This is a genomic window from Actinomyces sp. B33 (genome assembly GCF_028437565.1).
Lineage (GTDB): Bacteria > Actinomycetota > Actinomycetes > Actinomycetales > Actinomycetaceae > Pauljensenia.
Genome location: NZ_JAMRYR010000001.1, coordinates 176523 through 195131, shown reverse-complemented (window position 1 = coordinate 195131; position 18609 = coordinate 176523). Strand labels below are relative to the sequence as shown.

The 18609-nt window shown below is 73.0% G+C and carries 18 protein-coding genes; 11 read left to right on the top strand and 7 right to left on the bottom strand.

What is annotated here, in order from left to right; translation table 11 throughout:
• Positions 1-163: 163 nt before the first annotated feature.
• Positions 164-982, bottom strand: coding sequence for a hypothetical protein (locus tag M3T53_RS00895; RefSeq protein WP_272432549.1), 819 nt, complete (start codon positions 980-982; stop codon positions 164-166).
• Positions 979-1434 carry a DUF2510 domain-containing protein gene (locus M3T53_RS00890; RefSeq protein ID WP_272432548.1) on the bottom strand — a complete coding sequence of 152 codons (456 nt, stop codon included), beginning with the start codon at positions 1432-1434 and terminating at the stop codon, positions 979-981. Before M3T53_RS00890 ends, M3T53_RS00895 begins: the two co-directional genes overlap by 4 nt.
• A gap of 143 nt (positions 1435-1577) precedes the next feature.
• Between M3T53_RS00890 and M3T53_RS00885 the strand changes: the two genes are divergently transcribed.
• The 3 genes from M3T53_RS00885 (at position 1578) to M3T53_RS00875 (ending at position 4598) form a co-directional block, all read left to right on the top strand.
• A complete protein-coding gene (locus tag M3T53_RS00885; RefSeq protein ID WP_272432547.1) occupies positions 1578-3050 on the top strand; it encodes a TrkA C-terminal domain-containing protein in 1473 nt (490 codons plus the stop codon).
• A 332-nt stretch (positions 3051-3382) separates the two neighbouring features.
• Complete coding sequence (locus M3T53_RS00880; RefSeq protein ID WP_272432546.1) at positions 3383-3907, top strand: NUDIX hydrolase; 525 nt, start codon at positions 3383-3385, stop codon at positions 3905-3907.
• 259 nt (positions 3908-4166) lie between these two features.
• A complete protein-coding gene (locus tag M3T53_RS00875) occupies positions 4167-4598 on the top strand; it encodes an organic hydroperoxide resistance protein (protein ID WP_272432545.1) in 432 nt (143 codons plus the stop codon).
• Between the two features lie 179 nt (positions 4599-4777).
• Here M3T53_RS00875 and M3T53_RS00870 read toward each other — a convergent pair whose 3' ends face one another.
• Positions 4778-6079: a M18 family aminopeptidase gene (locus M3T53_RS00870; protein WP_272432544.1), complete on the bottom strand. Its 1302-nt coding sequence runs from the start codon at positions 6077-6079 to the stop codon at positions 4778-4780.
• 44 nt (positions 6080-6123) lie between these two features.
• Here M3T53_RS00870 and M3T53_RS00865 point away from each other — a divergent pair, with 44 nt between their 5' ends.
• Positions 6124-6969: an aldo/keto reductase gene (locus tag M3T53_RS00865; protein ID WP_272432543.1), complete on the top strand. Its 846-nt coding sequence runs from the start codon at positions 6124-6126 to the stop codon at positions 6967-6969.
• A 97-nt stretch (positions 6970-7066) separates the two neighbouring features.
• Here the strand turns inward: M3T53_RS00865 and M3T53_RS00860 are convergent, their stop codons facing one another.
• The 4 genes from M3T53_RS00860 to M3T53_RS00845 all read right to left on the bottom strand — a co-directional run bounded on the left by M3T53_RS00860 (position 7067) and on the right by M3T53_RS00845 (position 10346).
• Positions 7067-7519 (bottom strand): GNAT family N-acetyltransferase, encoded by a 453-nt coding sequence (locus M3T53_RS00860; RefSeq protein ID WP_272432541.1) that lies wholly within the window; start codon positions 7517-7519, stop codon positions 7067-7069.
• A gap of 167 nt (positions 7520-7686) precedes the next feature.
• Positions 7687-8547, bottom strand: coding sequence for a shikimate dehydrogenase (gene aroE / locus M3T53_RS00855; protein ID WP_272432540.1), 861 nt, complete (start codon positions 8545-8547; stop codon positions 7687-7689).
• An 83-nt stretch (positions 8548-8630) separates the two neighbouring features.
• Entirely contained in the window at positions 8631-9107 is a 477-nt protein-coding gene (locus tag M3T53_RS00850; RefSeq protein WP_272432539.1) for a GtrA family protein, read from the bottom strand.
• A gap of 75 nt (positions 9108-9182) precedes the next feature.
• Positions 9183-10346 carry a methyltransferase domain-containing protein gene (locus tag M3T53_RS00845; RefSeq protein ID WP_272432537.1) on the bottom strand — a complete coding sequence of 388 codons (1164 nt, stop codon included), beginning with the start codon at positions 10344-10346 and terminating at the stop codon, positions 9183-9185.
• Between the two features lie 117 nt (positions 10347-10463).
• On the opposite strand from M3T53_RS00845, the gene M3T53_RS00840 reads away from it, so the two are divergent.
• From M3T53_RS00840 to M3T53_RS00810, 7 genes are all read left to right on the top strand, one after another.
• Positions 10464-11939 (top strand): replication-associated recombination protein A, encoded by a 1476-nt coding sequence (locus tag M3T53_RS00840; protein ID WP_272432536.1) that lies wholly within the window; start codon positions 10464-10466, stop codon positions 11937-11939.
• A gap of 169 nt (positions 11940-12108) precedes the next feature.
• Positions 12109-13953: a molecular chaperone DnaK gene (dnaK, locus tag M3T53_RS00835; protein WP_272432535.1), complete on the top strand. Its 1845-nt coding sequence runs from the start codon at positions 12109-12111 to the stop codon at positions 13951-13953.
• On the top strand, positions 13950-14591 hold the full coding sequence (locus M3T53_RS00830) for a nucleotide exchange factor GrpE (protein ID WP_272432534.1): 642 nt from the start codon (positions 13950-13952) through the stop codon (positions 14589-14591). The genes dnaK and M3T53_RS00830 overlap by 4 nt, the downstream gene beginning before the upstream one ends.
• A gap of 31 nt (positions 14592-14622) precedes the next feature.
• The gene (locus M3T53_RS00825; protein WP_272432533.1) at positions 14623-15609 is read left to right on the top strand and encodes a DnaJ C-terminal domain-containing protein; all 987 of its coding nucleotides are present in this window, start codon (positions 14623-14625) and stop codon (positions 15607-15609) included.
• Positions 15610-15611: 2 nt separating this feature from the next.
• A complete protein-coding gene (locus M3T53_RS00820; protein ID WP_272432532.1) occupies positions 15612-16145 on the top strand; it encodes a heat shock protein transcriptional repressor HspR in 534 nt (177 codons plus the stop codon).
• A gap of 306 nt (positions 16146-16451) precedes the next feature.
• Positions 16452-17783 carry a MurT ligase domain-containing protein gene (locus tag M3T53_RS00815; RefSeq protein ID WP_272432531.1) on the top strand — a complete coding sequence of 444 codons (1332 nt, stop codon included), beginning with the start codon at positions 16452-16454 and terminating at the stop codon, positions 17781-17783.
• On the top strand, positions 17780-18520 hold the full coding sequence (locus M3T53_RS00810; protein WP_272432530.1) for a type 1 glutamine amidotransferase: 741 nt from the start codon (positions 17780-17782) through the stop codon (positions 18518-18520). The genes M3T53_RS00815 and M3T53_RS00810 overlap by 4 nt, the downstream gene beginning before the upstream one ends.
• Positions 18521-18609 lie beyond the last annotated feature (89 nt).

The window sequence follows — 18609 nt, the reverse complement described above, 5'->3', positions numbered from 1 at the left end:
GGATAGCGAGCGCCCTCCGGAGGGCGCCGGGCGTCGACAGGGTCGGGGAGGACGGGGGCGCCGACCGCGGGGACGGCGGTGCGGTCGGCCTTCCGGGGCCGACGGAGGGGGCGTCGAGGCCCGGCGGGGCGGAATCGGCGGCCGAGGGCCCGGGCGGGGGCGGTTACTGCCCGGTGGGCCACCAGCCGATGGCGTCGGCGCCGCAGTAGCCGGCTGTCGAGTCGGTGACCGGCAGGTCGGCCGTCCACGTCGTCGCCGTCCCGTCGGTGGGGACCGTGACGCTCGATCGCATCGAGTCGATGTAGCCCCCTCCGAACGATGTGGATGACGAGCCCAGTTCGAAGAACACGTCGATGGAGGGGAAGGCGGACAGGGCCTGGGTGCGCTCGGCGGTGACGGTTCCCTCGAAGTGGGCGTTCGTCGGCGAGGTGAACGAGCACGAGGAGATCGTCACGGTGAGGAAGCTCGAGGGCCGCACCGAGTTGTAGGCCGTGGCGATCGCGACCTTGTCCGGGCAGGCGCTCTCGACGGCCGAGAGGACGGCGTCGTCGGCGAAGGAGAGCCGGGCGGCCTGGGCGGCGGCGTCGTCGACGCCCTCGCGGGTGAAGTCGTGGCACCACGAGTCGGCCTGGGCGGCGGCGATCTTATCGAGGTACTCCGTCCTCTGGGAGTCGAGGTCGGCGATCTCCTCGTTGATGGTCTCGACCTGGGCGGTCAGCTCGGCGGTCTGCGAGGCCGCCGAGGGGAGCCGGATGCCGAAGAGGACCGTCGGGATCAGGCAGAGGACGGCCAGGCCGGCGCCCACGCCGAGGAGGACGCGCATCGCCGTGCGGGAGGGCCCGCGCGCTGGTCGGCCCGGGCCCCCCTGCGCTCCCGGCGGCGGCATCGTGCCGGGGGCCGGTGCGGGGCGCGGGCCCCCGGAGGACGGGGGAGTCGGGGCGCCCGCGAGCGGCGGGGAGAACGGGTTGTCCGGGGTCGTCACTTCAGTCCCTCCCACTCGGCCATGAGCTCGTCGACCTCGTCGGTCAGCTGTTCGAGCTCCTGCTGCGCCCGGGCGTGCTCCTTGCGGGCGGCGTCGAGGCCGGCCTGGGCCCTCACCGATCCCACGGCCACGACGACCGAGGAGACGGCGAGGACGAGGACGACGATCCATGTCGCGACGACCCCCGCGATGAGGCGCTTCGAGGCGCGAGGGCCGGCGGGCCGTCGACCGGGGACCGTCCCCGGCTGCTGGGCGGAGCCCGGGGGTGCGGCCATCGGGTGCGCGGGCGCGTGCGGCCCGGGAGGCGCGACCGGGGAGGCGCCGACCGCGTGCGAGGGGGCTCCTGCCTCGGGCTGATCGATAAGGCGGTCCGTCCACGCGGCCCCGTCCCACCAGCGCAACCGGGCGGAGCCCGCGGGATCGGGGTACCAGCCGGGAATCGGGTTATTCATCACAGCCTCCTGACGCTCATCGGCCTATCGTGACATGGATCGGCCGGGAGTCGGGTCCCGCGTCCGCCCCGGCCCGTCCGCGTGTCGGGAACCACCCATCCGCGGACCCGGCCCCGGCCTCGTCCCTCACTACCCTGGACGGCATGGCCTCCCTGCTCACCGCCAACCACCTGTTGACGCTCTTCTTCGTCGTCGGCCTCGGCGCCGTCCTCGGCGGCATCCGTTTCGGTCCTCTGCGCTTCGGGGCGGCGGGGGCCCTCTTCGTCGGCCTCGCGGTGTCCGCCTGGAGCCCCGGCGCCGGCGAGGGGATGGGGATCGTCCAGCAGATCGGCCTCGCTTTCTTCGTCTACACCGTCGGCGTCTCCGCGGGGTCGACATTCGCCGCCGACCTGCGCAAGCAGGCGGGCCTGCTCGTCTCGTGCGCCCTCGTGTGCCTCCTGGGGGCGATCATCGCCATCGTCCTCGGCCCCCTCCTGGGCCTGAGCAAGGGCCTGACCATGGGGGTGTTCACCGGGGCGCTGACCGCCGCCCCCGCCCTCGATGCCGCCACCCGCGTCACCGGGGATCCCTCTGCGGCCGTCGGATATGCCTTCGGCTACCCGATCGGCGTGGTCATCGGCATCGTCGTCGTCACCGTCGTCGTCTCCCGCCGGTGGACGGGCGCCCGCGACACCCCGTCGCTGGCCGGCGCGGGGCTGGACACGGCGACGGTCCGGGTCCGAGAAACGGTCTGCACGCGCGAGATCGTCCCGTGGCGCGAGCAGAGGATCCGCATGTCCTATCTGCGCCGCGACGGGCGCACCCGCGTCGTCGTCCCCGGCGAGGACCTCCACGAGGGCGACCTCGTCCTCCTCGTCGGCGACCCCGTCAATCTCTCCCAGGCGGCGCCGCTCATCGGCGAGGTCGTCGACCGCCACCTGGAGGACGATCGAACCGATGTCGCCTTCGAGCGGATCGTCGTGTCGAACCCGGATGTCGCCGGGCGCACCGTCTCCGAGCTCAACATCGCCGCCCGCTTCGGGGCCGTCATCACCCGGGTGCGCCGCGGCGACCTCGACCTCCTGGCGCGCGACGACCTCGCCCTTCAGCTCGGCGACCACGCCGCGGTCGTCGTGCCGACGGGGGAGCTCGACGCGATCCAGACGTGGTTGGGGGACTCGCAGAAGCGGGTCGCCGAGGTCGATGCGATGGCCTTCGGCGTCGGCATGGTCCTCGGGGCGCTGCGCCGCACCGGCCCGGTCGTGTGGACCCTGCCGGGGGCGGCGAACCTGACGATCCGCCAGATCGGCCTCATGCTGTTCCTCGCGGCGCTGGGCCTCAACGCGGGCCCGGATCTCTCCTCGCTCCTGGCGTCGCCCCAGGGGTGGCGGGCGGGGGTCCTCGCCGTCGTCGTCGTCGCGGCCTGCTGCTGCGCCCAGGCGGTCGCCGGCCGCGTGATGGGCTTGTCGGCGCCGCGCACCGCCGGCGGGGTCGCCGGGTTCCTCGGTCAGCCCGCGGTCCTGCAGGCCGCGGATGCGCGCGTCCCCGACGAGCGCATCGAGGCCGCGTACGCGACCCTCTTCGCCTTCTCGATCGTCGTCAAGATCCTCATGATCCCGCTGATCTGGGCGCTCTGAGGGGTCGCTGGCGCTGGGGAGGACCGGTTCGGGTGGGCGGCGCGCCGCCGCGCCCGCGACGCTGCCGTCGAGACCGGGGGAGATCGGTTCACGGGTATTCGGCTGGGGGCCCGAGTGCCTGAGCGTCTGGAGCGCCTGGGGCCCGGGCGGGTCTCGGCGCCGCCCTTTATGGGCGGCGATCGATCGGGGTCGTCCCGGGGGCCGCGGGGGGGGGGGCGTGGTTTCCGTGTTCGTCCGCTCGTCCGCCGGGCGCGCCCCCGGGGGCCTTGCGATGAACGAGGCGATCGGGGGGCTGGCTCTGGGCCCCTGCGCGGGGCCGATACGCTGAGCGCATGACCACCCCCGATTTCGTCCTCGAACTGCGCCGCCACGTGGGGCACGCGCCCCTGTGGATGCCCGGCTGCACGGCCGTCGTCCTGCGCCCCGCCGACTCGGCGCCCGCCGCCCCCGGCTGGTCGCTGGGGGATCTCGACGCCCGGGATGTTGAGGTCCTGTGCGTGCGCCGGGCGGACGACGGCGCGTGGACCCCGGTGACCGGCATCGTCGATCCCGGCGAGGAGCCGGCCGCGGCCGCCGAGCGGGAGGTGCTGGAGGAGGCGGATGTGCGGGCGCGCGCGGTCCGGCTCCTGGGCGTGGAGGTCGTCGGCCCCGTGACCTACGGCAACGGGGATGTGACGACGTACCTCGACGTCGCCTTCGCGTGCGAATGGGAGGGGGGACGGCCCCGTCCGGCCGACGGGGAGAACACCGAGGCGCGTTTCGTCCGAGCCGATCGGCTGCCGGAGATGAACGCGCGCTTCACGCGGACCGTCGCCCGAGCGCTCGGGGGCGAGGCCGGGGCCGCGTTCGTCCGGTGAGGACCCTGGGCGCCGCGTGGCGCGCGCGGGGCAACGGCCCGCCGGATCCGGCCGTCCGGGGCGTCGGGGCCGTCACACCGACTCATCACGGGTGATGGGAGACCGGCGGAGCGCTTCGCGCGAGGGAGGGGACGCATGCGAGCGCATACGCCGCCCCGGGCCCAGGGGGCGAGCCTCGGGAGTGGGAGGGCGTGCACGGATCGTGAGCCGATAGTGTGTTCCAGTTGTGGGACCTCGGTCCCAATGGTGTGATGGTGTCATGAATACACCCACTGAGATCGCGTACACCGTCACCTCCGAGAACACCGGCGGCCGTGGAGGCCGAGCCGTCACCGCCGACCCCGAGCTCGCGCTCGACATGCGCGCCCCCCACGAGCTCGGCGGCGCCGGCGGCGGGGCCAACCCCGAGCAGCTCTTCGCCATGGGCTACGGCGCCTGCTTCCAAGGGGCCATGGGCCTGGCCGCGAAGGAGCTCGGCATCCCGACGACCGACTCCGTCGTCCGCACGCGGGTCGGCATCGGTCCCGAGGGCGACTCCTTCGCCCTGGCCGTCGACATCGAGGTCTTCATCCCCGACGTCGACCTGGCCGACGTCCAGCGCCTCGCGGACCGCGCCCACGAGCTGTGCCCCTACTCCAAGGCCACCCGCGGCAACGTCCCCGTGACGGTGACCGCCGTCTCCTCGCTCTGAGCGGGGCGACCCGAGCGCGGCTGGGGGCCGGCGGAATCCGCCGGCCCCCAGCCGCGCGTGTCTGCGCGTAACGACCGGCTCGATCGGTCGGCCTCGGGCGCCTCGGCCCCGGCGAGGAGGGGGGACCGCAGCCGTTCGGGCCGCCGACAGCGCCGAGGCCGAGGCGCCCGCCGCCCGGATCAGGCCCCTGACCAGTACGCCTCGAGGGCCTGCGACAGGGCCAGCAGATCGTCGACGTGGCTCATCTCCCGGGCCGAGTGCATCGACAGCAGCCCGACGCCGACATCCACCGTCAGGAGCCCCAGGCGGGTCGCGGTGATCGGCCCGATCGTCGACCCGCAGGGCATCGCGTTGTTCGACACGAACACCTGCGAGTCCACGCCCGCCCGATCGCACGCCCGACGCCACAGGGCCGCTCCCTCGGCGTCCGTCGCATAGCGCTGATTCGCATTGATCTTGAGCACCGGTCCGCGGCCCAGCACCGGGCGCACGGCAGGGTCGTGACGGTCGGCGTAATTCGGGTGGACCGAATGGGCCGCGTCCGCGCTCACGCACGAGGACGCCGCGAGCATCCGCTCGACCTCGTCCCCCCGGCGCCCCAGGGCGCCCGCCGTGCGCCGCAGCACCGTCTCCAGGATCGGCCCGGCCGCGCCCGTCCTCGTCGCCGACCCGATCTCCTCGTGATCGAAGCACATGAACACGAGGACGTCGCCCGACCCGGCCGTCCCCGTCTCCGCCAGGCGCTCGAGGGCCCGCAGACCCGCGTGCACCGACGACAGGTTGTCCTGGCGCGACGACGCGAAGAACCGACCGCCCTCGCCGAAGGTCCCCGGGCCCTGGGCGGGCGTGAGGATTAGGTCGTGGGAGACGATCTCGTCGCGGCCCGACAGGCCCGCCGCCGTCGCGATGAGATCGAGGAGGTCGGCCTCGGAGTCGACCGTCCACACCGGGTGCATGTGCCGCTGCGGATCAAGACTGAGGGACTCGTTGACGGAGCGGTCCAAGTGGATCGCCAGCTGAGGGATCCGCGCGATCGCCCCCGTGCGGACGAGGACCTGGCGCCCGTCGGCCGTCATCAGGCGCCCGGCGGCCGCCAACTCCCGGTCGAGCCACGAGTTCTGGATCATCCCGCCGTAGATCTCGACGTCGACCTGCCCGAACCCGTCCGGGCCCGCCGACTGCACCGACGGCTTGATCTGGAGCGCCGGGGAATCGGTGTGCGCGCCGACGACGCGGAAGCCGGCGTCCGCGGCCAGACCGTCCGGCACGACCCAGGCGGCGACCGCCCCGGCGCGGACCATGACGTGACCGCCGGGGGAGGCGTCCCACGGGTCCGCCTCGTCCTGGAGGGAGAAGCCCGCGTCCACGAGGCGCTGGGCGACCAGATCGGCGGCGTGGAACGGGGACGGCGAATCGAGGATGAAATGCTGGTAGTCGACGGCGTGCGACTGGGGCGCCGACAGTTCGAATGGGAGGGTCATGCCATCCATGGTAGGACCCTGCCCGCACGCGTATCCTCGGACCCATGACGACGACGCGCCTGCCCGACATCCGCCTCAACGACGGGACCCTCCTGCCGGCCATCGCCCTGGGGACCTACAACCTGCGGGGACGTGCGGGCGCCGACGCGATGGCCGCCGCGATCCGCTCCGGCTACCGCCTCCTCGACTCGGCATTCATCTACGAGAACGAGGGGGCCGTCGGCGAGGCCCTCCGGCTCAGCGGCGCGCCCCGCGACGACGTCGCCCTCACGTCGAAGCTGCCGGGCCGCTACCACCGCTACGACGACGCCGTCTGGGCGGTCGAGGAGTCCCTCATGCGAGCGGGCCTGGACCACTGGGACCTCTACCTCGTCCACTGGCCGAACCCGTCCCAGGGGCTCTACGTCGAGGCCTTCCAGGCGCTCGTCGACCTGCGCGAGCGCGGCCTGATCCGCAGCGTCGGCGTCTCGAACTTCCTGCCCGAGCACCTGCGCGCCGTCGCCGACGCCACCGGCGTCGTGCCCGCCGTCAACCAGATCGAGCTCCACCCGTACTTCCCGCAGTCCGAGCAGATCGAGCTCCACCGGAAGATGGGCGTCGTCACCGAGGCGTGGAGCCCCCTGGCCCGCAAGCTGCGCGTCGTCGACGACCCGACGATCCGGGACCTGGCCGACGAGGTCGGCCGCGCGCCCGCCCAGGTCGTCCTGCGGTGGCATTACCAGCGCGGCGTCGTCCCCCTGCCCAAGTCCGCCTCCCCCGAGCGCCAGGCGTCGAACCTCGACATCGCCGATTTCGAGCTGACCGACGACCAGATGGCGAGGATCTCGTCCCTGGGGCGGCCCGACGGACGGCAGAACGGGCAGGACCCCGCCGTCTACGAGGAGTTCTGAGCCGATCGGCCCCGGGGGCCGACGCGGATCCGCCTCTTCGACCTCCGCGGGCGCCGATAGGAGCGCGCTCGCGGGTCGGCCGGCGCCGTGCGGCGGGTCAGGAGTCGAGGCAGACCCGGTAGACGTTCGTCTCGCGCAGGTCGAAGCCGGCGCGCCGGTACAGGCGGTTGGCGGCCTCGCGCGACGGCCGGCTCGTCAGGTCGACGGTCCGGGCCCCGACGGAGCGGGCGTGGGCCAAAGCCGCCTGGACGAGGGCCTGGCCGGCGCCGTGGCCCCGAGCGGCCTCGTCGACGACGACGTCCTCGACCCATGCGCGCACGCCCGTCGGGATCTCGAAGACGGCCAGGGAGAGCATCCCGAGGATCGGGCGCCGCCCCGACTCGTCGGCCTCGTCGGGGCGGAAGACGAACAGGTGGACGCCCGGCTGGGCGACGAGCCTCGTGCACGCGGCGGCGTCCAGGGGCGCGGCGGAGCGCGAGAGCTGGGGGATCAGGCGCCCCATCGCGTCGACGAGCTCGGGGGTCGATCCGGTCAGGAGTTCAACGGCCACTGGGCCTCCTCGGGTCGCGGGGCGCGCCCTGCTCGGGCGCGGGTACGCGCCGAGTCTACGGGCGACCGGCCCGGCCCTCGGCGCGGCCGCGCCCGGCGCGCCTCAGGAGGCTCTCCGGGCGTCGGGCGTCGATGGTCCAGTCGGTGGGGCGTCGGGAATCGGCCGCGTCACTCCCGCGCGAGCTCCGCGGCGAGGGCAGCCTCGAGGACGTCGAGGGGGGCGTCGACGCCGGTCCACAGGGTGAAGTTGCGGGCGCCCTGGCAGGCGAGCATCCCCAGGCCGGTGATCGTCGTGGCGCCCCGTTCGTCGGCGGCCTGGAGGAATCGGGTGCGCGCGGGGCTGAAGACGACGTCGGAGACGATCATGCCCGGGACGATCGTCGAGTAGTCGATGTCGGGGCGGGCGTCGGAGTCGGGGGAGAAGCCGATCGAGGTCGCGTTGATGAGGACGTCGGTCCCCTCGGGGACGCCGATCCCGGGGGTCCACGCAGAGGCGTCGGCCGAGGCGGGGGTCTGCGAGTCGATGAGGTCGGCGAGGTCGTGGGCGCGGGCGACGGTCCGGTTGATGACGGTGAGTGAGGAGGCCCCGGCCAGGGCGCATTCGACGCCGATGGCCCGGGCGGCGCCCCCGGCCCCGAGGATCGTCACGCGGGCGCCGTCGAGGCCGATGCCGGCGCGGGCCAGGGCCTCGACGAAGCCCTTCCCGTCGGTGTTCTCCCCGATGAGGCGCCCGTCGTCCTCGACGATGACGGTGTTGGCGGCGCCGATGATGCGGGCGGCCGCGGAGAGCTCGTCGAGGAGGGGGAGGACGTCGATCTTGTGGGGCATCGTCAGGTTGACGCCCCGGAAGTTCAGGGCGCGCAGGGCCCGGATCGCGTCGGGCAGGTCCTCGCGGGAGACCTTCATCGTCACGTAGCGGTAGTCGAGGCCGCGGGCGGCGTACCCGGCCTCCTCCATGATCCCCGTGGGGTTGTCGTCGACGGGGTCTCCGAAGAGGCCGGTGAGCTGGGATCGGTAGTTCCTCGTCATGGTGCCTCCCGCGGCGGTGGGGTGCGAAGATGCGCGGACGCGACGCGCGTCTCCACCAGTTTAGGTGGCGCGGGGCGCGCGCGTCAGGCGGAGACGGCGGGGGCGCGGGGCGCGCGCGGGCGGGGGAGGGCGTCGAGGACGCGGGCGGCCCATTGGACGCGGCCGAATACGAGGGTGCGCTGCCCGAGGTAGTTGACGGGGAAGAGCGAGGTCCCGGCAAGGGCGGAGGCGATCCAGACGGGAACGCCGGCCGAGGTCAGGGCGCTCAGGACGGCGTAGGAGGCGAGCATGATCGCCGTCTGCCAGGCGGCGTAGCGCGCGGCGGTCCTCAGGAGGGGCCCGTGGGAGGCGAACACCCGGCGGTTGAGCAGGTAGTTGACGGCGCACGAGGCCGTGCGGGAGACGACGACGGGGGCGAGGAGCCCGCCGACGGCGGCGTTGAGCGCGAGGAGGAGGGTCTGGTCGACGGCCGTGGAGGACAGCGAGGAGGCGAGGTAGCGGATCTGGGTCGCCACGGGCGCGGCCAGGGCCGTGAGCGTATTGGTCGGGCGCGTCGTCATGGTCCCACGATCGCGGGCGTCGGCGTGGGCGGGGTATGGCGCTCCTGTGGGAGGGCTGTGAGGGGGCGGGGCCGGTCAGCGGTGTTCGAGGAGGCAGGCGGCTTCGACGTGGTTGGTGTGGGGGAACATGTCGAAGACGCGGGCGGCCCGGATCGCGTAGGCCCCCATCGATTCGAGGTCGCGCGCCAGGGTCTGCGGGTTGCACGACGAGTAGACGACGCGGGGGATTCCGGACCGGTCGATCCATCCGGCGAGGTCGGCGCCGATCCCGCGTCGGGGCGGGTTGACGACGAGGACGTCGGGGGCGGATCGGGGGTCCTGGTCGCGGGCCCAGGCGGTGGCGTCGGCGGCGATGAAGCGCGCGCGGGATCGCGGTAGTCCGAGGTTTTTCGCGGCGGCGATCGCCGAGGCGATGGCGCTTTCGGACACCTCGACGCCGGTGACCTCTTCGAGGCCGGCGCCGGCGGCGTGGAGGGCGAAGCCGCCGACCCCGCAGTAGAGGTCCCACAGGGTCCTTGGGGCGCGTTCGGACGCGCCGAGGGGGAGCGCGGCCCAGGCGGCGGCCTGGCGGTAGAGGGCGGAGGCGACGCGGGTGTTGGTCTGGGCGAAGCTTCCGGGCCCGAGCATCAGTCGCGCGTCGCCGACGTTCAGGGGGAGGGTGCGCCGGGAGGTCAGGACGATCTCGTCGGGGCCTTCGAGGACGGCCTCGTGGGCGGGGTGGATGTTGGCGGTGACGATGTCGGCGGCGGGCACGAGGTCGCGCAGGAGGGGGAGGGCGCGCCGCAGGTCGGGGACCTTCTCGCGGCTGCGCAGGACGAAGCGGAGCATGAGGCGCTCGTCGGCGCCGACGGTGATGAGGACGCTCTTGAGCTCGCCGCGTCTGGTGGGCACGTCGTAGGGGTCGAGGCGCGCGGCGCGGATCAGTCTTTTGAGGCCGGGGGCGGCGGCGTTGATCGCCGGGTGCTGGATCGGGCAGCCGGGCAGGTCGACGCCGCGCCGGTCGGCTCCGAGGATGCCGAGGGTCGGGCGGCGCCGGGTGCCGCCGACGACGAGTTTGGCGCTCGTGCGGAATCCTGTTTGCGCCGAGGGGCAGGCGGGCAGCCAGTGGATCCCGTCGGATCCGAGCGGGTCGAGGAGGGCGGCGACGCGGGCCTGCTTGGCGGCGAGCTGGTCGGGGTAGGGGGTGTCGATGCGGGTGCAGGAGGGGCAGGCCCGACGGTCCCAGTGCTCGCAGTGCATGGGGATATCGTCGCAGATCGCCGGGCGCTGGACGGTTCGGGTGCGCGGGAGGGGACGCAGATGCGTATGGGTCCTGCGAGGATCGGTGTAGGGCTTTTCGATGGGAGAGGGGTCGTCATGGGGACAGCGCCCGAGGGGCCGTCGCTCTTCGACGCGGCGGCGGAGGATGGACACGGGTTCGACGACACGACGCGACCGCTGGCCGATCGGCTGCGTCCGCGCTCGCTCGACGAGGTCGTCGGTCAGGGGCATGTCCTGGCGGCCGACGCCCCGCTGGGGCGGATGGTCGAGGCGCGGAGGCTGTCGTCGATCGTCCTGTGGGGGCCGCCCGGGTGCGGGAAGACGACGATCGCCCGTCTGCTGGCCGAGCGCACGGGCCTCGTCTTCGAGCAGGTGTCGGCGACGTTCTCGGGGGTGGCGGACCTGCGACGGGTGTTCGCGCAGGCGGCTCGGCGCAGACTGGTCGGTCAGGGGACCTTGCTCTTCGTCGATGAGATCCACCGCTTCAACCGGGCGCAGCAGGACGCGTTCCTCCCGTACGTCGAGGACGGGACGGTGGTCCTCGTCGGCGCGACGACGGAGAACCCGTCTTTCGAACTGAACGGGGCGCTCCTGTCGCGCTGCCAGGTCCTCGTCCTGCGCCGTCTCGACGAGGAGGCCCTCGGGATGCTGATCCGCAGGGCGGAGGCGCTCACCGGGCGAGAGTTGCCGGTCACCGCTGCGGCGCGCCGGGCGCTCGTCTCGATGAGCGACGGCGACGGGCGCTACCTCCTGGGGCTCGTCGAGCAGGTCCTCGCCACCGCGGATCCCACGGCCCCGCTGGGCCCAGAGTCTCTCGCCGAGGTCGTGGCCTCGCGCTCCCCCCTGTACGACAAATCGAGCGAGGAGCACTACAACCTGATCTCCGCGCTCCACAAGTCGATGCGGGGGTCGGATCCGGACGCCGCGCTCTACTGGCTCTCGCGGATGCTCATCGGCGGCGAGGATCCGCTGTACGTCGCGCGCAGGCTCGTCAGATTCGCCTCCGAGGACGTCGGCCTGGCGGATCCGACGGCGCTGCGCGCGGCCCTGGACGCGTGGGACGCCTACGAGCGCCTCGGCTCTCCCGAGGGGGAGATCGCCATCGCCCAGGCCGTCGTCCACCTGGCGACGGCCCCGAAGTCGATTAGCGTCTACCGCTCGTTCAATCGGGCGTGGCGGCTCGCCCGGCGGACGGGTTCGCTCATGCCGCCGGCCCACATTCTCAATGCGCCGACGCGCCTGATGAAGGATCTCGGCTATGGGGCCGGGTACCAGTACGACCCGGATCTGGCCGATGGGTTCTCCGGCGCCGACTACTTCCCCGAGGGCGTGTCGCCCGGGCGGATCTACGAGCCGACCCGCAACGGGATGGAGGCCCCGATCGCCGAGCGGCTCGCCCGGTGGGAGTCGATGCGCGCGGCGAAGAGGCGTGCGGTCGGGGGCGGTGGGGAGTCCTCGGAGGCGTCGGGGTCGGGCGCCCATCGGTCGACGAGGGGCGATGCGGGGGACGCGCGCGACCCGGGAGGCCGTGCGTCTGGGGCCGTGGACGGGGGGTGGAGGGGCGGGGAATAAACGGCGACACAGAGAGTTGAGTCTGGTGAACTCAAGTTCAGGGTTGCTCCGGTTGCATGAGTAATCGGTCGGCTCTAGAGTTGAGCGCAACAGACTCAAGGAAGTGCGGATCCTCCGCACGGGAGCCGGATCCGGGGCCCGCCCCGACCGGGAGGAAAGGACCATCCACATGGCACGAGCAGTCGGAATCGACCTGGGCACCACGAACTCCGCGATCGCCGTCCTCGAGGGCGGCGAGCCCTCGATCATCGCCAACGCCGAGGGTATGCGCACGACCCCCTCGGTCGTCGCCTTCTCCAAGAACGGCGAAGTCCTCGTCGGCGAGATCGCCAAGCGCCAGGCCGTCACCAACGTCGATCGCACGATCTCCTCCGTCAAGCGCCACATCGGCACCGACTGGACGGTCTCCATCGACGACAAGCAGTACACCCCCCAGGAGATCTCCGCCCGGATCCTCTCCAAGCTCAAGGCCGACGCCGAGTCCTACCTCGGCGAGCCCGTCACCGACGCGGTCATCACCGTCCCCGCCTACTTCAACGACGCCCAGCGCCAGGCCACCAAGGACGCCGGGCAGATCGCCGGCCTCAACGTCCAGCGCATCGTCAACGAGCCCACCGCCGCGGCCCTGGCCTACGGCCTGGAGAAGGGCAAGGAGGACGAGCTGATCCTCGTCTTCGACCTCGGCGGCGGCACCTTCGACGTCTCCCTCCTGGAGATCGGCAAGGACGACGACGGCTTCTCCACGATCCAGGTGCGCGCCACCGCCGGCGACAACAAGCTCGGCGGCGACGACTGGGACCAGCGGATCGTCGACTGGCTGATCCAGCAGGTCAAGACCAAGACCGGCGCCGACCTGTCGAAGGACGCCGTCGCCCTCCAGCGCCTCAAGGAGGCCGCCGAGCAGGCCAAGAAGGAGCTCTCCAGCGCGATGAGCACGAACATCTCGCTGCAGTACCTGTCGATGACCGCCGACGGGCCGATCCACCTCGACGAGTCCCTGACCCGTGCGAAGTTCGAGGAGATGACCTCCGACCTCCTCGAGCGCACGAAGAAGCCGTTCCACGACGTCATCCGCGACGCGTCGATCTCCGTGTCCGACATCGACCACGTCGTCCTCGTCGGCGGCTCGACCCGCATGCCGGCCGTCACCGACGTCGTCAAGGAGCTCACCGGCGGGCGCGAGCCCAACAAGGGCGTCAACCCCGACGAGGTCGTCGCCGTCGGCGCCGCCCTCCAGGCCGGCGTCATCCAGGGCGACCGCAAGGACGTCCTCCTCATCGACGTCACGCCCCTGTCGCTCGGCATCGAGACCAAGGGCGGCGTGATGACCAAGCTCATCGACCGCAACACCGCGATCCCGACGAAGGCCTCCGAGGTCTTCTCCACCGCCGAGGACGGCCAGCCCTCCGTGCTCATCCAGGTCTACCAGGGCGAGCGCGAGTTCGCCCGCGACAACAAACTCCTGGGGACCTTCGAGCTGTCGGGCATCGCCCCGGCCCCGCGCGGCATCCCCCAGATCGAGGTGACCTTCGACATCGACGCCAACGGCATCGTCCACGTGTCCGCCAAGGACCGCGGCACCGGCAAGGAGCAGTCGGTGACGATCACCGGCGGCTCGGCCCTGCCCAAGGAGGACATCGAGCGCATGGTCCGCGAGGCCGAGGAGCACGCCGCCGAGGACAAGGCGCGCCGCGAGGAGGCCGAGACCCGCAACCAGGCCGAGCAGGTCGCCTACTCCATCGAGAAGCTCCTCAAGGACGAGTCCGACAAGATCACCGAGGAGACTCGCGCCGCCGTCCAGGCCGACGTCGACGCCCTCAAGGAAGCGCTCAAGGGCGACGACATCGAGGCCGTCAAGAAGGCGATGGACGCGCTCAACGAGTCCGGCATGAGGATCGGCCAGGAGGTCTACGCCGCCCAGCAGGCCGCCGAGGCGGCCCCCGCCGAGTCGGCGCCAGCCGCCGATGACGACGTCATCGACGCCGAGATCGTGGACGAGGACGAGGCCAAGTGACCGACACGGACTCCCAGGGCTTCGAGCCCGCACCCGACGAGGGCGCGGCCGGGACCGATCCCGCGGGATCGGTCCCGGCGGGGGACGGCGACCGGCGCGTCGTCGAGCCCGACGGCCCCTCGGCCCCGCCCGAGGACGACCCCGTCGACATGAGCGCTTTCGAGGACGACGTCGAGGACTCCGATCTCGCCGCGGCCCTGAACCGGATCGCCGAGATCGAGGACCAGCTGGCCCGGGCCAACGCCGACCTCTACAACCTCGGGCAGGAGTACGCGAACTACGTGCGCCGCTCCAAGGAGGCCGCCCCCGCCCACCGCGAGGCCGGCCAGACGGAGGTCATCGAGGCCCTCATCGGCGTCCTCGACGACATCGACGCGGCGCGTGCCCACGGCGATCTCGCCGACGGGCCCTTCGCGGCGATCGCCGTCAAACTCGAGGACGCCCTCGCCTCCCGCTTCGGGCTCGAGCGCTTCGGCGCCGTCGGCGACGACTTCGACCCGCAGCTCCACGAGGCGCTCATGGCCCAGACCAGCGCGGAGGTCGACCACCCCGTCATCGCCCAGATCCTCCAGCCCGGCTACCGTCGCGGCGACCGGGTCCTGCGGGCGACCAAGGTCATGGTCGACAACCCCGAATGACGCGCGACGACCAGCAAGGAGGTGACCGCGGGTGAGTGAGCAGGACTGGCTCGGCAAGGACTTCTACGCGACCCTCGGGGTCGCCAAGGACGCGGACGACGCGGCCATCAAGAAGGCCTACCGCAAGCTCGCGCGCACATGGCACCCCGACCAGAACCCGGGGGACGCCGCCGCGGAGGCGAAGTTCAAGGAGATCGGCGAGGCGTACTCGGTCCTGTCGAACAAGGACCAGCGAGCCCGCTACGACGCGCTGCGCGCCATGGCCGGCGGGGGCGCCCGATTCTCCGCCGGATCCGGCGGCGGCTTCGAGGACGTCTTCGGGGCCTTCGGCGGCCAGGGGGCGCGCGTCAACTTCGGCGGCGCCGGATTCGAGGACATCCTCGGCGGCCTCTTCGGCTCCGGGCAGGGATTCCCCGGCGCCGGTCCGGGCGCCGGCTTCGGATTCGGCCAGCAGGGGCCCCGCCCGATCAAGGGCGAGGACCGCCGCGCCTCGATGACGATCCGCTTCCGGGAGGCCGTCGACGGGGCCGCCGTGTCGATCACCGTCGACTCGACGACCCTGACGGTCCGCATCCCCGCCGGCGTCAAGGACGGGCAGAAGATCCGCCTGGCCGGCAAGGGCCATCCCGGGCGCAACGGCGGCAAGCCCGGCGACCTCGAGGTGACCGTCCGAGTCGAGGAGCACCCCGTGTTCCGCCGCGACGGCGACAACCTGAGGATCACCGTCCCGGTGACCTTCGCCGAGGCGGCCCTCGGCACCGCCATCGACGTGCCCCTCCTCGACGGGACGACGGTGCGCCTCAAAGTGCCCGCCGGCACCCAGTCGGGCGCCGTCCTGCGGGCCCGGGGACGGGGCCTCGCCCTGCCCAAGAGGAAAGCCGGGGACCTCCTCGTCGACCTCGTCGTCACGGTGCCCACCGGGTTGAGCCGCGACCAGAAGAGGGCCGTCGAGGAGCTCGCCCGATCCCTCGACGAGGCCGACCCCCGCGCCGGCCTGCGCGAACGGGCGGGAGTCTGATCGTGGCGCGGGCGGGCGGAGCCGGGGACGCGGAGACGACCTTCGTCATCTCCGTGGCGGCCGAGCTGGCCGGGATGCATCCGCAGACCCTGCGCCAGTACGACCGCCTCGGCCTCGTCATGCCCGCCCGCGCGAAGGGCCGGGGGAGGCGCTACACGCGCCACGATGTCCAGCGCCTGCGGGACATCCAACGGATGAGCCAGGAGGAGGGGATCAACCTCGAGGGCATCCGGCGGATCCTCGACCTGCAGCGCCGGGTCGAGGCCCTGGAGGCCGAGGGCGAGCGGCTGCGCGCCCGGATCGCCGAGGCGGACGCGCGGCGCGACCGGGTGTTCGCCGCCTCCCCCACCGGCGAGGTCCGGCCGATGCGCCGCGGGGAGCGCCCGTGGGCCGATCGGGGCCAGGGCGGGGAGGTCGCCGTGTGGCAGCCGTGGCGCCCGATGTCCCACCCGCCGACCCGCCGGGTCCGAGCCGTCATCGAGGCCGGGCCGTCGGGCGTGCGCATCATCGAGGGCACCGTCCGACCGGTCGATTAACGGTCTCGCCTTGTCGATCCGCTGCGGGGACCGGTGCGCGCCCAAGGTGCGCGGTGCTCTGCGTCGCCCCGCTCCCTCGGCGTGGTCGGGGCCCGGTCCCGACGCGGGGGTATCGGCGCGTGGTCTTCTCCGTCGGTCGCGTCGGCATTCCGTTCTCGGCTCTCTTGGCTGCGCCCGTAGCCCGGCCGCCGGGAACGAGGGTCATCCCCGCCGTAGTGCGCGCCAAGCGCATCACAGAAACCCGGACTTCGGGAACGAGGAGCCTCCCGGTGGGGGGAGACGGCCGGGGGCGTTACCCTGAACCCCATGACCGAGCGAACCCAGGCCCCCGCGCGCCTGCCGTGGCGCACCCGGATCGGCGTCGCCGTCGGCAACGCCGCCCGCGCAGCCTCGCGCGCCCTCGGACGCGGCTCCGGGGGCATGATCGGCGGCGAGATCGCCCAGCGCCTCGCCCCCGCCGTCCTCGCCGACCTCTCCCGGCCCGTGCGATCCGTCATCGTCTCGGGCACCAACGGCAAGTCGACGACGACCCGCATGACCCGCGCGGCCCTCTCGAGCCTCGGCCCCGTGGCCTCGAACACCAACGGGGACAACATGGCCTCCGGCGTCGTCACCGCCCTCATGGACTCCCCCGGCGCGCGCCTGGGAGCCCTCGAAGTCGACGAGATGCACGTGCCCCTCGTCGCCCACGACGTGAACCCGGCCGTCCTCGTCCTCCTCAACCTCTCGCGCGATCAGCTCGACCGGGTCGGGGAGATCGGTTCTGTCGAGCTGCGCCTGCGCCGCGCCGTCGAGGAGCACCCCGGTGCCGTCGTCGTCGCCAACTGCGACGACCCCCTCATCGTCTCGGCCGCCTGCCGGGCGCCGCGCGTCGTCTGGGTCGCCGCCGGCGCCGGCTGGGGGGCGGACGCCACCGCCTACCCGCGCGGCGGCAGGGTCGTGCGCGATGCGGACGGGTGGCACGTCGTCGCCTCCCGCGAGGGAGAGCCCCTCCCCGAGCCCTCCTCGCGCCCCGACCCCCACTGGTGGCTCTCCGACGTCGTCCTCGCGCCGTCCGGGGCCGCCGGCCCCACCGCGGTTCTCCACGGGCCCGATGGTGTCGTCGTCCCCCTCGCCCTGTCCCTGCCCGGGCGCGCCAACCTCGGCAACGCGGCCCAGGCCGTCGCCGCGGCCGTCGCCCTCGGAGCCGACCCCGCCGAGGCCGCCCGCCGGGCCGGGGCCGTCCGCGAGGTCGCCGGGCGCTATGCCACCCACGATGTCGAGGGCCGGACGATCCGCATGATGCTCGCGAAGAACCCCGCCGGATGGCAGGAGGCCATGACGATGATCGACCCCGGCGTCGACCAGGTCGTCATCGGCGTCAACGGCCAGGTCCCCGACGGCCAGGACCTCTCGTGGCTGTGGGACGTCGACTTCTCCGCCCTCGGCGACCGCCGTCGCGTCGTCGCCTGCGGCGAGCGAGGCGCCGACCTCGCCGTCCGCCTCGAATACGCGGGAGTCCCCTGCTCTCTCGCCGCCACCCCGATGGACGCCCTGCGCCGGTGCGAGCCGGGCGGCGTCGAAATGCTCCTCAACTACACGGCGCTGCGCGACTTCAAGGCCCTCCTCGACGCGCGCCCGACGAAAGCGGGACGATGAACGACTCCACCCTGGCCATCGGCGTCCTCCTGCCCGAGGTGCTCGGCACCTACGGGGACACCGGCAACGCCCTCGTCCTGGCCGAGCGCGCCCGACGACGCGGCATCGACGCGACCATCGTCCGCGTCGGGCTGTCCGACCCGATCCCCCACGGCCTCGACCTCTACACCCTGGGCGGTGGTGAGGACGCCGCCCAGGCGGTCGCCGCCGACAAGCTCGGGTCGGACCCGGGTCTCGTCCGAGCCCTCGACGCCGACAGGCCCCTCCTGGCGATCTGCGCGTCCCTGCAGATCCTCGGGCATTGGTACCGCGACGCCTCCGGGGAGCGCGTCTCGGGTCTCGGCGCCCTCGACATCACCACCTCCCCGAGGGGCGCGCGGATCATCGGCGAACTCGTCATCGACCCCCTGATCGACGGACTGGACGATCCGCTCACGGGTTTCGAGAACCACGGGGGCGCGACCACCCTCGGCCCGGGAGCCCGCCCGCTGGGGCGCGTCCTGTCCGGCGTCGGCAACGGGGCTCCCGAAGGACCCGGCGATGGGGCGGTGCCGGTCGACGGGGTCGTCCAGGGCCCGATCATCGCGACCTACATGCACGGGCCGGTCCTCGCTCGTAACCCTCACCTCGCCGATCTTCTCCTGTCCCGAGCCGTCGGCGCGGACCTCGCCCCCCTCGACGTGCCCGGGGTGGCCGCCCTGCGCGCCGAGCGTCTCGCCGCCGCCCAGAGACCCTGAAAATCCCCTGAGAACAAGGTTTTCCTATAGAGCCGTTCGCGTGCTCCATTACGATAGGGATGACGAGCCCCGCCCCGGGGCCACGCCCG

Bases quoted from the DNA above. Each gene is read 5' to 3' on its own strand.
- M3T53_RS00890 (WP_272432548.1), bottom strand. From the start codon at position 1,434: ATGAATAACCCGATTCCCGGCTGGTACCCCGATCCCGCGGGCTCCGCC.
- M3T53_RS00885 (WP_272432547.1), top strand. From the start codon at position 1,578: ATGGCCTCCCTGCTCACCGCCAACCACCTGTTGACGCTCTTCTTCGTC.
- M3T53_RS00880 (WP_272432546.1), top strand. From the start codon at position 3,383: ATGACCACCCCCGATTTCGTCCTCGAACTGCGCCGCCACGTGGGGCAC.
- M3T53_RS00875 (WP_272432545.1), top strand. From the start codon at position 4,167: ATGAATACACCCACTGAGATCGCGTACACCGTCACCTCCGAGAACACC.
- M3T53_RS00870 (WP_272432544.1), bottom strand. From the start codon at position 6,079: ATGACCCTCCCATTCGAACTGTCGGCGCCCCAGTCGCACGCCGTCGAC.
- M3T53_RS00865 (WP_272432543.1), top strand. From the start codon at position 6,124: ATGACGACGACGCGCCTGCCCGACATCCGCCTCAACGACGGGACCCTC.
- aroE (WP_272432540.1), bottom strand. From the start codon at position 8,547: ATGACGAGGAACTACCGATCCCAGCTCACCGGCCTCTTCGGAGACCCC.
- M3T53_RS00850 (WP_272432539.1), bottom strand. From the start codon at position 9,107: ATGACGACGCGCCCGACCAATACGCTCACGGCCCTGGCCGCGCCCGTG.
- M3T53_RS00845 (WP_272432537.1), bottom strand. From the start codon at position 10,346: ATGCACTGCGAGCACTGGGACCGTCGGGCCTGCCCCTCCTGCACCCGC.
- M3T53_RS00840 (WP_272432536.1), top strand. From the start codon at position 10,464: ATGGGGACAGCGCCCGAGGGGCCGTCGCTCTTCGACGCGGCGGCGGAG.
- dnaK (WP_272432535.1), top strand. From the start codon at position 12,109: ATGGCACGAGCAGTCGGAATCGACCTGGGCACCACGAACTCCGCGATC.
- M3T53_RS00815 (WP_272432531.1), top strand. From the start codon at position 16,452: ATGACCGAGCGAACCCAGGCCCCCGCGCGCCTGCCGTGGCGCACCCGG.
- M3T53_RS00810 (WP_272432530.1), top strand. From the start codon at position 17,780: ATGAACGACTCCACCCTGGCCATCGGCGTCCTCCTGCCCGAGGTGCTC.